General features: G+C 71.1%; 11 protein-coding genes. 3 read left to right on the forward strand and 8 right to left on the reverse strand.

The genetic code is table 11. The annotated features are described in order from the left end of the window. Positions 1–32: 32 nt before the first annotated feature. The 3 genes from AB0J64_RS04910 to AB0J64_RS04920 are packed head-to-tail and all read right to left on the reverse strand — an operon-like array spanning position 33 to position 3,777. Positions 33–2,588, reverse strand: a complete 2,556-nt coding sequence (locus tag AB0J64_RS04910) for an FtsX-like permease family protein (RefSeq protein WP_364020746.1) — start codon at positions 2,586–2,588, stop codon at positions 33–35. Beyond that, positions 2,585–3,268, reverse strand: a complete 684-nt coding sequence (locus AB0J64_RS04915; protein WP_364020751.1) for an ABC transporter ATP-binding protein — start codon at positions 3,266–3,268, stop codon at positions 2,585–2,587. The genes AB0J64_RS04910 and AB0J64_RS04915 overlap by 4 nt, the downstream gene beginning before the upstream one ends. Next, positions 3,265–3,777, reverse strand: a complete 513-nt coding sequence (locus AB0J64_RS04920; protein WP_357602645.1) for a PadR family transcriptional regulator — start codon at positions 3,775–3,777, stop codon at positions 3,265–3,267. Before AB0J64_RS04920 ends, AB0J64_RS04915 begins: the two co-directional genes overlap by 4 nt. An 89-nt stretch (positions 3,778–3,866) precedes the next feature. Between AB0J64_RS04920 and AB0J64_RS04925 the strand changes: the two genes are divergently transcribed. Next, positions 3,867–4,418, forward strand: a complete 552-nt coding sequence (locus AB0J64_RS04925; RefSeq protein WP_364020755.1) for a DUF1707 and FHA domain-containing protein — start codon at positions 3,867–3,869, stop codon at positions 4,416–4,418. A 121-nt stretch (positions 4,419–4,539) separates the two neighbouring features. Then, complete coding sequence (gene dacB, locus AB0J64_RS04930) at positions 4,540–6,084, forward strand: D-alanyl-D-alanine carboxypeptidase/D-alanyl-D-alanine-endopeptidase (protein WP_364020758.1); 1,545 nt, start codon at positions 4,540–4,542, stop codon at positions 6,082–6,084. A 307-nt stretch (positions 6,085–6,391) separates the two neighbouring features. On the opposite strand, the gene AB0J64_RS04935 is transcribed toward dacB, so the two are convergent. From AB0J64_RS04935 to AB0J64_RS04950, 4 genes are read right to left on the reverse strand one after another with little or no spacing between them, the layout of a single operon-like run. Beyond that, positions 6,392–7,174, reverse strand: a complete 783-nt coding sequence (locus tag AB0J64_RS04935; RefSeq protein ID WP_364020761.1) for an ABC transporter permease subunit — start codon at positions 7,172–7,174, stop codon at positions 6,392–6,394. Then, on the reverse strand, positions 7,171–7,920 hold the full coding sequence (locus AB0J64_RS04940) for an ABC transporter permease subunit (protein WP_364020764.1): 750 nt from the start codon (positions 7,918–7,920) through the stop codon (positions 7,171–7,173). Before AB0J64_RS04940 ends, AB0J64_RS04935 begins: the two co-directional genes overlap by 4 nt. Next, complete coding sequence (locus tag AB0J64_RS04945; RefSeq protein ID WP_364020767.1) at positions 7,917–8,669, reverse strand: ABC transporter ATP-binding protein; 753 nt, start codon at positions 8,667–8,669, stop codon at positions 7,917–7,919. The genes AB0J64_RS04940 and AB0J64_RS04945 overlap by 4 nt, the downstream gene beginning before the upstream one ends. After that, a complete protein-coding gene (locus tag AB0J64_RS04950) occupies positions 8,666–9,715 on the reverse strand; it encodes an ABC transporter substrate-binding protein (protein WP_364020770.1) in 1,050 nt (349 codons plus the stop codon). The genes AB0J64_RS04945 and AB0J64_RS04950 overlap by 4 nt, the downstream gene beginning before the upstream one ends. A gap of 219 nt (positions 9,716–9,934) precedes the next feature. Here AB0J64_RS04950 and AB0J64_RS04955 point away from each other — a divergent pair, with 219 nt between their 5' ends. Continuing rightward, positions 9,935–11,119 carry an amidohydrolase family protein gene (locus AB0J64_RS04955; protein ID WP_364020773.1) on the forward strand — a complete coding sequence of 395 codons (1,185 nt, stop codon included), beginning with the start codon at positions 9,935–9,937 and terminating at the stop codon, positions 11,117–11,119. A 3-nt stretch (positions 11,120–11,122) separates the two neighbouring features. Here AB0J64_RS04955 and AB0J64_RS04960 read toward each other — a convergent pair whose 3' ends face one another. Continuing rightward, a complete protein-coding gene (locus AB0J64_RS04960; protein WP_364020776.1) occupies positions 11,123–12,250 on the reverse strand; it encodes a helix-turn-helix domain-containing protein in 1,128 nt (375 codons plus the stop codon). Positions 12,251–12,316: the final 66 nt, after the last annotated feature.

Here is a 12,316-nt window from a genome sequence, read left to right on the forward strand (position 1 = left end):
GACTTCCGGGCCCCGTTCGCCGTGCTTCGGGCTCAGACCACCCTGCGCGCGAGCACCAGTCGGGTCCGGGCGCACAGCCCGGCGACGACGGAGGCCAGCAGGGGCAGCCCCACCACGACCGCGGCCAGGAAGAGCCAGGGGACGGCGATCACCTGGGGGCCTCTGTACACCTCCACGCTGGACCGGGTCAGCGGCCAGGTCAGCGCGATGCCACTGACCGTGCCCCCGACGAGCCCGACCAGGGCGCCGAGTCCGGAGATGTAGGCGGCCTGGGCCGCCACCACGAGCCTTCGGACCCGCGGCGGACCACCGACGGCGGCCAGGGTGTCGAGGTCCTGGCGCATGTCGGCGGCGGCCAGCCCGGTGGCCGCGAACGTGCCGCCGAGCACGAGGACCAGCGCGGCTACCACCAGCACGAGGAGAACCATGAAGCGGTCCTCGCCATAGCCCTCGTTCACGGCCGCGAAGGCGCCCTCGCCGACCAGGGTCCTGATCTCGGTGTTCAGACGCTGCTCGTCGTCGGGGACGTAGGACGCGTAGAGGACCCGTTCCACCGCCTTGAACCCTGCCGCGGTCACCGCCGACGCCGGGATGATCATGCCGCTCTGGGAGGCGTCGGCCCCTTTCGACACCACGGCAGGCACCCGCAACGACTTGATCGGCTTGTTGTCTTCGGCAACCCACGGCCTCACCTCCAACTCGACGAAGCCGTCGCGCACCAGGCGCGGGTCGAACGCCACGGCCTTGCCCGCCGCCAGTGCCGCGGCGGCCTGCGGATCCCGGCGCCCCTGGAGGAAGCCGAGCACCCGCTCGTCCCCCACAGGCACGGGTACGAAGTAAAGGTCGGAAGAGCGGCAATCATCCTTCGTGCAGTACTTCTCCCAGGCGACGCTCACGGTCAGGGGCTTGCCCTGCGCGTCCATCACGTCCAGCCCGGTGGCCGGGCTTCCCGCCGGCACCTTCCCCTTGACGAACGCCTGCAGTTTGGCCCACGCCTGATCGTCCAGGCCCATACCGTCGAACGTCGTGGTGCCCATGGGGGTCACCGTGCCGTGATTCGCCTCCCGGTCGGCGAAGGAGCTGTCGGCTCCGATGCCGAGGGCGACCGCCCCCATGGTGGCCGCCATCACCGCCGCGGCGGCGGAGGCCGTACGGACCCGGTGGCGGGAGGCGTCGCGCACGGACAGGCGCAGCGGGAGCGGCAGCCGCCCCGCGAGCCGTCCCGTGGCCTGGACCAGCCACGGCATCAGCGCGACCAGGCCGAGCACGACCAGTACCGAGGCCACCGCGACGGACAGCGTGCCCCTTCGCAGGGCCCACACGTTCGCCGCGACCCCCAGCGCCACCAGCGCGATCCCGAGTGCCGGCCGGCCCGCGCGGCTGTGCGTGTCCACCGCGGCGCGTCCCGCCAGCACCTGAACGGGACTCTGCCGGCTCCCCTGGATCGCCGGCACGATCGCCGCGGTCAGCCCGCTCACCAGGCCCAGCGCGGCCACGCCGAGCACCTGCCCCCACGGCACGTCCGCGGGGCCGTGCCCCCAGTCCAGCCGGCGGGCCAGGTACGACTCCGCCACCAGCCCGGCGCCGATGCCGAGCGCGGCGCCGGCCAGGGCCGCCAGGCCGCCGAGCACCAGGCCGTCGGCCAGCACGATCGTCTTGAGCTGCCGCCCCGATCCGCCCTGTGCGGCGATCACGGCGAGCTCCCTGCGCCTGCGCCGCAGCCCGACGGCGAAGGCGGGGCCGGCGAGCAGGACGGTCTCCGTCACGATGAGCACGACGGCGACACCCAGCTCGACCAGCCCGTGCAGGTCCCGCGGCCGGGAATCGTCGAAGTCGGAGCTCTCGATCACAGCGCGCGAGCTGACGACCAGCCCCGCCTGGTTGAGCCGCCGCACGTCCGGCCACTGGACGGGGGCGCGGGTGTCGATCAGCCAGCCGCTGCTGTTGCCGTCGTTCTGGTGCTTGAGCAGCCCGTCCGGCAGGGCGATCATCTCGAGTATGCCGGGCCGGTTCGGGTTCTCGGCGACGCCGACCACCCGCACGGTGCGGTCCGGCCGCCACACCTTGACGGTGTCGCCGATCCGGATGCCTCTGTCGACCATCTCGGGCGACACCGCGACCTCGCCGGGCGCGGCGGCGAACCTGCCCTCGACCAGGCGGCGCATCCCGCTGGTCATAGGGTCGCGCAGATCGGCCTCGAACACGTCCATATGGTCGTAGCCGTCCGGCAGACGGGCCTCAACGGTGCTCGACTGCCAGCGGAGCAGGCGACCCTGGAGCAGCGTGCCGAGCTCGGCGGGCGTCCACTGCGGCGCGGAGCGCTCCGCATCGGGCTGCGAACCGGCCTCGCCGGAGGCCGTCTGGGTGGCGGGGGTGCGGAACGGGAGGGTCATGAGGCGGGCGTCGGCCGCGCCCAGCAGGGACCCGAGCTTCTCCGGTGGGGTGAGGCTCGTAGTTGCGGCGCTGGTGAGCACCGCCGTGATGACCAGGACGGGCAGGCCGATCATCACCATGATCAGCGCGGTGCGGCCCTTGGAACGCAGGGCGTCCCTGCGCGAGATGCGCAGCGCGGCGAGGAAGGCGCTCATCTGGCGCTCTCCAGCCGGACTGCGTTCGACTCCACGATCAGTCCGTCACGCAGGTAGACCACCCGGTCCGCCCACGCCGCGTAGCGCGGCTCGTGGGTGACGAGCAGCACCGCGGCGCCCTCGTCGCAGCGGGTGCGCAGTAACTGCAGGATCTCGTCGCCGGTGGCCGTGTCGAGCGCGCCGGTCGGCTCGTCGGCCAGCAGCAGCCGCCGCTCGCCCACCAGCGCCCTGGCGATGGCCACGCGCTGGCGCTGCCCGCCGGACAGCTCCTCGGGGAACCTGCCCGCAACCTCTCCGGCCCCCACCTCGGCGAGTACGGCCAGCGCCTCCTCCCGTGCCTGTCCGGAGCGGACGCCGTCGAGCTCCCTGGGCAGCATCACGTTCTCGGCGGCGGTCAGGGACGGGATCAGGTTCAGGTCCTGGAAGACGTACCCGACGCTGGTGCGCCTGAGCGCGGCCAGGTCCTTGACCTTGGCCAGGTCCTCGCCCTCGATCGTCACGGTCCCCGAGGTGGGCCGGTCGAGGCCGCCCGCCACGTTGAGCAGGGTCGACTTGCCCGAGCCGGACGGGCCCATGACCGCGACCAGCTCCCCCGCCGACACCTCCAGGCCCACCCCCTTCAGGGCGTGCACCTGGCCGTGCTCGCGGGTCACGTCCCGCAAACTCACCACCACAGTCATGACGTCTTCTTCTCCTTGGAAACGGCCTCGCAGTGGTCCAGCCAGCGCTGCTCCGCCTCGGCCTTGAAAATCAACGAATCGAGGACCAGCCGCTGCGCCGTACCGCCGGTCGCGGCCCGCTTGGCCCTCGTTAGCTCCTGCAGCGCGCGCATGGTGGCCGCGCGCTGGGTCTGGATGACTTCGGCGACGTCCACGTCACCGGCGACGGCCATCGCGATCTTGATGGCCAGTTCGTCCCGAGGCCGGTCGGTCTGGGCGACGGGGGTGCTGAACCATCGCTCCAACTCCTCCCGACCGGCCTCGGTGATCGTGTAGACCGCGCGGCCCTGCTCGTCGGCGCCCCCTGGCGCCACCAGGCCGTCACGCTCAAGGCGGGAGAGCGTCGTATAGACCTGGCCGATGTTCAGCGGCCAGGTCGCCCCTGTGGACGCCTCGAACTCCACCCGCAGCTGATAGCCGTATCGCGGTCCGCTGCTCAGCAACGCGAGCAGTCCGTGTCTGATCGACATGAATACTGAGTATGCATACCGAGTATGCTCGCTGCAACTGATCTCGCATATTCTGGACAGCGAGCGGCCTCCGGTCCGATACTCGCTACATGAGTTCCACGCATCCGCCCTTTCGCGCGTCCGACGGGGACCGCGACCGCGCGATCGAGGAGCTCAAGGACCGGGCCGTGGAGGGCCGGATCTCGCATGACACGTTCGTGGGCCGGGTGGACCAGGTGCTGCGGGCACGCAGCCGGCACGAGCTCGACGAGGTGATCGCGGACCTGCCGCGACGGCCCTCACTCCGGCAGCGGCTGACCGACGCCGTCGCCTCCGTCTCCGAGTTCACCACCCGGTTACAGTCGGCGTGGCGCCGTCCGCGGCTGCCCCGGCTGGCGCTGCCCGACGACGACCGGCTGCGCTACGTGGTGGGGCGGGGGTCGGCATGCGACCTCGTGCTGTCGGACCTGACGGTGTCCCGGGTCCACGCCGAGCTGCGGCGCGAGGGCGACGGCGGGTGGATGCTGGTGGACCTGGGCTCGCTCAACGGCACCCGGCTCAACGGGTGGCGGCTGGTGGGTCCCGCGCGGGTGCGGTCGGGTGACGAGATCTCGTTCGGCGACTGCGGGTTCCTGCTGACCTCGGACCAGCCGTCCCTCTGACGTCGCGGCCCTTCGTTCGGCCGGGTGGCCGGATCGCCGACAAATACGGATATTTGCGGATTGCGTGGGGGCTGGGGTGATTCATGCTCGCAGGTGATCCTCCCAGTCACTTGGAGACCCCATGCGGCGCACCTCAGCATCCCTCGTCGCGGGCGCGCTCGTCGCGGCCCTCGCGTGGGCGTCCAGCCCCTCCTCCACCGCCGTCGCCCTGGACCCCTCCGCGGGCGTGGCCGACCTGACCCAGGACATCAACAAGATCCTCAGCGACTCCCGGCTCACGATCGCCAGGGCAGGCGTCGTCGTCAAGAGCGCCGACACCGGCGAGGAGCTGTACGCCACGGACGCCGGCAAGCTCCTCACTCCCGCGTCCAACACCAAGCTCTTCACCTCCGCCGCGGCCGTGGAGACGCTCGGGCTCGACTACCGCTTCCCCACCACCGTGCTGAGCACCGGCCGTAAGATCGGCTCGGCGCTGACCGGCGACCTGGTGCTGCGCGGCACCGGTGACCCGACCATGCTGGCCGAGGACTACGACGCGCTGGCCGCCAAGGTGGCCGCGACAGGCGTCAAGGTCATCGCGGGCAAGCTGGTGGCGGACGACACCTGGTTCGACTCGCAGCGGCTCGGCAACGACTGGTCGTGGGACGACGAGACCGCCTACTACGCGGCGCCCATCTCCGCGCTGACCGCCTCGCCCGACAGGGACTACGACGCCGGCTCGGTGATCGTGTCCGTGGCGGCCGACGGCGACAAGGTCAAGGTGTCCACCACGCCGGAGACCGGCTACCTGAAGATCGTCAACAGGGCCACCGTGGGCTCGGAGACCGACGTCCTCATCGAGCGGCAGCACAACAGCCGTACCGTCGTGATCACCGGCACGGTGAAGGACCCGTACCAGGAGTGGGTGGCCGTGGACGACGCCACGGCGTACGTCTCGTCGCTGTTCCGCGGCGCGCTGGCCAAGCACGGCGTGAAGGTGCTCGGGCCGACCGTCACGGGCGCGGCTCCCCAAGGGGCCGTCGAGCTGGCCAAGCACGAGTCGATGACGCTGGGCGAGCTGCTGGTGCCGTTCCTGAAGCTGAGCAACAACATCCACGCCGAGATCCTCACCAAGGCCATGGGACGCAAGGTCGCGGGCCAGGGCACCTGGTCGGCCGGCCTCAAGGTCAGCACCGACTTCGCCAAGGCCAACGGGGTGCAGGTGATCAACATGCGGGACGGCTCCGGGCTGTCGCGCCGCGACGGCTTCTCGCCGGGCTCGATCGTGCAGCTGCTCACGGCCGTGCGGAGCAAGCCGTGGTTCAAGACCTGGTACGAGGCGCTGCCCATCGCGGGCAACGCCGAGCGCTTCGTCGGCGGCACCCTGCGCAGCCGGATGCGCAACACGCCGGCCGCGAACAACGTCCACGCCAAGACCGGCTCGCTGACCGGCGTCACCTCGCTGTCCGGATACGTGACCAGCGCCGAGGGCGAGCCGCTGATCTTCTCGATCATGCTGAACCAGTACCTGTCGTCCTCGCCCAAGGACATCGAGGACAAGATCGCCATCAGGCTCGCCCAGTTCTCCCACGCGAATCCCACCGCCGACGCCGTGCAGCTCCGGGCCGAGGACCTGGGTTCGGCGGGCGACCTCGAGTGCTCCTGGCTGAAGCCCGCGCAGTGCTAGCGCTCCGCTGAGATCCGCGGCCCCCTGACGTCCAGGGGGCCGCCGTGGTTTACCCCTCCGGCCACTTGGGACTCCAGGTTAGGTCCGAAATTTCCATACATAGCCGCCCCGGGACCGCCAGAATTCGGATTCGACGCCAAGAGCCAAGGGAGCGTCGGGCCTCCACCGGCCCCACCCGAGCCGGTTTCCCACCGCACGCCCACGCGCTCCCCTTCGAGTGGGCCCGGCCGCGCCTCCCCCCGCACACAGGACCGCGGCCGGGCCCGCACACCCCACGCCGACGCGCTGAGGGCGGTGCGGGCCCGCGTCAGGGGCGGTCGCGCGGGTCGGAGAAGCGGGCCAGGACGAGCGACTCGACCACGCCCACGACCGCGTACGCCAGGATGGACACGGTCGTGACCACCACGATGTCCGCCCACACCTCGTCATAACGGAAGCCGCCGATGGCCCGCAGGATCTCGGCGCCGATCCCCCGCCCGCTGGCCAGCCACTCGGCGATGAGCGCCCCGATGATGGAGGCGGGCACGGAGATCCGGGCCGAGGCGAAGACCGAGGGCATCGCCGTCGGCACGGCCACCTTGCGCAGGACCGTCATGCGGCTCCCGCCGTACGCCATGATCAGGTCGGTGGCCTGCGGCGAGGCGGAGCGCAGCCCGAAGGCGATGTTCACCAGCGCCGGGAAGAACACCACGATGCCGCCGATGACGGCCACGCCGAGCAGGTCCCGGCCGAAGATCAGCGTGATCAGCGGCGTCATCACCACGAGCGGCACGGACCGCAGCAGCATCGCGACCGGCATGAACGTCTGCTCGACGGTCCTGAACAGCACGAACGCGACCGCCACGGCCATGGCGGCGATCATCCCGCCGGCGAACCCGATGGCGGCGTCCCTGATCGTGATGCCCAGCGCGCCGAACACGGCCTCGCGGTGGGCGGCCGAGGAGGTCAGGTACTCCCAGACCTGCGGGGGCCGCTTGCCCACGAGCGGGCTGATCCCGAACGCCTCCAGGGCCAGCCACCACGCGGCCACGACGATGACCACGGAGGGCAGCAGCGGGCCGACGATCCTCAGCACGGTACGGCCGATCACTGCGACTCGCCTCTCGACCAGGGGGTGACCACGCGCGCGACGAGGGCGACGATCGCGTACCCGAGCCCGGCGACCAGCCCGGCCACGAGCGCGAGGCCCCACGTGCGCGGCACCTGGAACTGCTGCTGGGAGATCATCAGGGAGACGCCCAGCCCCGCGTCGTTGCTGCCCAGGTACTCGCCGATGATGGCGCCGAGCAGCGCGGAGGGGGCGGAGATCTTCAGCCCGGCGAACGTGCTCGGCAGGGCGGAGATGATCTGCACGTAGCGGAGCCTGGCCAGGCGGCCGCCGCCGTACACGGTGACGACGTCCAGGCTGGCCCGGTCGGCGGAGCGCAGACCGAGCAGGGCGCCGATGAGCGTGGTGAAGAAGACGGAGATGGCGGCGAGGAACACCACGGTGGCGTCGCCGCCGAAGACCACCAGCACGATGGGGCCGATGGCGAGCAGGGGGACGCAGTAGCTGATCACCGCGAGCTGCGTGGCGACCGCCTCCAGCCGGGGCACGAGCAGCACCAGCAGCGCCACGCCGATGGCCAGCCCGTTGCCCCACAGGAAGCCCTGGACCGCCGCGGTGAGGGTGGCGGAGATGTTCGGGCCGTAGAAGGCCCAGCCGTCGGCGCCCATGGCGGACAGCACCGCCCAGGGAGTCGGCACCGCGCCGCCGCCGGCGAACACGGTCACGGCGAGCAGCCACCAGAGCCCGATGAGCGCGACGACGCCGAGCAGCCCCTGGACGCGTCTCATGAGCCGTGCCCGAACAGCAGGTCGCTGAGGTGGTCGTGGAGGGCGTGGAACTCGGGCGTACGCATCATGTCGGGGGTGCGCGGCCGCGGCAGGTCGATCTCCACCATCTCGACGACCCGCCCGGGACGGGGGCTCATGACGGCCACCACGTCCGACAGGAAGACGGCCTCGCCGATGCCGTGGGTGACCATGAGCGTCGTGGCCGGCTTCTCGGTCCAGATGCGCAGCAGCTCCAGGTTGAGCCGCTGCCTGGTCATGTCGTCCAGCGCGCCGAACGGCTCGTCGAGCAGCAGCACGCTGGGCTTGACCACCAGCGCGCGGGCGATGGACACGCGCTGGCGCATGCCGCCCGACAGCTCGGCGGGCCTGGCCTTCTCGAACCCCTCCAGGCCGACCAGCTTGATGAGCTCCTCGATCTGACCCGGCTCCGGCTTGATCCCGGCGACCTCGAGCGGCAGCCGGATGTTGGCCGCCACGCTCCGCCAGGCCAGCAGCGCCGAGTCCTGGAAGGCGATGCCGAGGTGGTGGCTCCTGCGCAGCTCCTCCGGGGTCTCGCCGTTCACCCGGATCTCGCCGGACGTGGGCTCTTCCAGCCCGGCCAGGATGCGCAGCACCGTGGACTTGCCGCAGCCGGAGGGGCCGAGCAGCGACAGGAACGAGCCCTTCGGCGTCTGGATGTCGACTCCCTGGAGCGCGGTCACTCCTTTGCCGAAGGTCTTGCTCAGCCCCGCGATGCCGATGCCCGTCATGACAGCTTCAGGCTCGGGTCGGCCTTGTAGACCTCGTCCAGGATCGTCAGGTCGAAGAGCTGCTCGGCCTTGATGTTCAGGCCCGCCTTGGCCAGGGAGGCGATGTTCTGCTCGATCAGCTCCGGCGTGATCGTGAACAGGCCGTTGGCCTTGACGTCAGGGGTGACCACGAGCTCGTTCTGCATCTTGGCCTCCTCGGTCTGCTCCTTGACGTCGAGGTTCTGGTCCTTGCCGTAGACGGTGGCGGCCAGCTCGGCGGACTTGGCCGGGTCGGCGACGGCGTCCCTCCAGCCCTTGATCTCGGCGGTCAGGAACGCCTTGAGCTTGTCGCGCTCCTTGTCGATGGTCTCCTGCGTCACCGTGAACGTCTCGGCGACCAGCGGCAGCCCGGCGTCGGCGAACAGCAGGTAGGCCGGGTCGTGGCCCTGCATCCTCAGCCGTACGGGGCCGCTGGTGACGTAGCCGACGTAGCCGTCGAGCTGGCCGGAGGTGAGCATCGACGGGTCCGACTGGAACGGCACCCTGGTCACGCTCGACGGGTCGATGCCGTTGGCCTTGAGCAGCGCGTTCCACACCAGCTCGTTGGAGTCCTGGACGCCGATCTTCTTGCCGGCCAGGTCCTTGGCGGACTCGATCGGGTTCTTGCTGAGCGAGACGATCGCGAACGGGTTCTTCTGGAAGGTCGCGCCGACGATCTTCAGCGGGGCGCCCTGGAGGATGGCCGGCGCGGTGATCGTGGGCGCGGAAAGGCCCGCCCAGCAGCGTCCGGTGGCCAGGCCCGACTCGACCGAGGTGCCCGAGCCGCCACCCGACAGCAGCTCGACCTGGGAGAACCCGGCGGCCTTGAAGTACCCCTTGGTGTCGGCGAAGTACTCGCCGGCGAACTCGACGTTCTTCTTCCAGGAGAGCTGGAGTTTCACCGAGCCGAGCCCGCCGCCGGAGGAGCCGGCCGACGTGCCGCTCTCGCCGCAGGCGGCCAGACCGAACGCCAGCCCGGCCAGACCTGTTGTCCGCAGGAACGCGCGGCGGTCGAGGGAAATAGCCATAATTCTTCCTTGCAGCGGCGGGAACGTGCAGGTCAGGACGGTATCTATCGATTATTACCATCATGTGACGGTGGTTTTGGACAGCGCGGCCCGGCCAGGGGCCGCGAAGGGGGAACGCGGGAAAACCGCTGGCGGCCCCTGTAGGTCCCTACGAGAGTGCCGCGCGAGGACCGTAGATCCCTCCAGCCGGCCGGCGGCTCCGGTAGCGTCGAGCGTGAAATGAGACTCGACGGAATCCCTCTTTGGGACGGTACCGAATACCGGGGCCCGGTCGATCTGAGCTGGGAGCCCGACCGCATCCTCAGCGTGCAGCCGGATGCCGAGCCGCGCTACGACGACCTGTGCGTGCTGCCCGGCCTGGTGGACACGCACGTCCACCTGGTGGGGTACGCGGGCCCGGGCGACCCGCCGGACTTCGCGACCTGGCCGCTGGTCACCACCAGGGACGAGCAGGTGCTGCACGGCGTCGCCCACGCCCAGCGGGCGATGCGGCACGGCGTGACGACGCTGCGCGACCTGGCGGGCGACGAGGCCCAGGTCGCGCTGCGCCGCGTGTTCGACGCCGGGGTGCTGCCCGGGCCGCGCGTCCAGGTGCACGGCGTGGTGGGGATGACGGCCGGGCACAACGACCTGTTCGTGCCGCCCGCGGTGCCCGCGAGGAAGCCCACGGCCGACGGCCCCGACGAGTGCCGCAAGCTCGTACGCACCTGGGCCCGCGCCGGCATGGACGGCATCAAGCTCACCACCAGCGGCGGCGTGCTGTCGATCGGCGACAGGAACGCCTGGCGCAACTACACGCGTGACGAGATCAGGGCCGTCGTGGACGAGGCGCACGCGCTCGGCATGCTGGTGGCCTCCCACGCCCACTCCGAGGACGGCATCCGGGTGGCCGTCGAGGAGGGCGTCGACTCGATCGAGCACGGCACGCTCATGAGCAAGGACCTGGCCGAGACGTTGGCCGCCCGCAGCACGCCCGTCGCGCCGACGCTGCTGATCAACGAGGCCATCGCGCAGGGCCGCGTCCCGGTCACGCCCGAGGCCATGGCCAAGGCCGCCGAGCTGGTCGCCACCCGGGACGTGCTGCTGGCCCAGGCCGCCGCGCTGGGCGTGCGGTTCGTGCTCGGGACCGACGCGAACGGCCACCACGTGCAGTTCGGCGACCAGTTCGCCGAGGTCGTCCACATGACGCGCATCCTGGGGATGGACGCCGGATCGGCGCTGCGCGCGGCCACCTCCGACGCGGCCGACTCGATCGGCATGCCGGTGGGCAGGATCGCTGAAGGGCTGGGCGCCGACCTCGTCGTGCTGCGCGGCCGCCCCTGGGAGCGCATCGAGGACCTGGCCGTCGAGAACATCGTGGCCGTGGTCTCACGGGGGCACGTCGTCGCGGGCCGCCTGCCCTGACCTTTATTGCGCCTCTCGCCCTGATCTCAGCGCCAGATAGAGATCCGTACGGTCGCGCATCGACGACATCCGCCGCCCGGTCAGCTCCTCGATCCGCTGCATCCGGTAGCGCAAGGTGTTGACGTGCACGTACAGCTCGTCGGCGGTGCGCTGCCACGACCCGCACGTCTCCAGGAAGATGTCGAGCGTGCGCAGCAGCTCGGAGCCGTGCCGCGCGTCGTACTCCTCGACCGGCCCCAGCAGGTGATCGCGGAAGGAGCGGCGCACGCTCGCGGGCAGCGTGGCCAGCAGCAGGTCGAAGCTGTCGATGTCGGCCACCGACATGATCGACACGGGCCCCGGTCCGCCCCGCGCGGACTCCATGCCGCGCCTGGCCGTCTCCAGCGCCTCGCCGAGCTGCGACACGCTGGCCGCCATCTCGCTGATCCCGGCCGCGATGCTCATCCCGGGCCGCTCGGCGGCCAGGCCGCGCAGCTCGTCCGCGAGGCTCTTGCGCGAGGCCCTGCCGTTGACCAGCACGATCGCCTCGCGCGGCGTGCCGCCGACGATCAGGTGCCGCCCTTTCCTGGCCAGCCCCTCGTGCAGCACCTCGGGCAGGTCGTAGTCGGCCCGGCCGGTGAGTGTGACCGCCATGGCCGCGGTCGGCAGGCCCGGGTCGGCGCCGAGCAGCCGGAGGTGCGCGGAGACCTCCCCTGGCGGGATCTGGCCCAGCACGTCGAGCAGCGTCTGCGCCCTGACCCGCTCGGCCCTGCGCTGCTCGGCCGCGAACCCCTCGACGGTCACGGCCTCCGTGATCGCCCCGAACGACTGGTCGGGAGCGGCCAGAAGCAGCGGCAGCCGGCGCCGTTCACACGCCTTGACCAGCTCCTCGGGGAGCTCGCCGAGCACGATCAGCCCCACCACCAGTCCGGCGGCGTCGCTGGCCCATAGCGCGTCGGCGAAGCGCTCGCAGTCGGACGGCGCGCCGTACCAGACGCCGCTGGTGAGCACGAGATCTCCGGCCTCCAGGTAACGACGGGGGTCGGGCAGATCCGTGGGGTACGCGCGCCGGATCTCGCGCTCGAGCGCCTCGTGACCCGTCACCAGCGTCAGCCGCAGGTCTTCGCGCGCGAGCAGGTCCGCCAGCCTCATGAAATCTGATGTTATGCCAGCTCAAAGGCCAACACTTCAGAGGTTCACACGATACTCCCACCATGC

This window comes from Nonomuraea sp. NPDC049695 (genome assembly GCF_040674955.1).
Taxonomy (GTDB): Bacteria; Actinomycetota; Actinomycetes; order Streptosporangiales; family Streptosporangiaceae; genus Nonomuraea; species Nonomuraea helvata.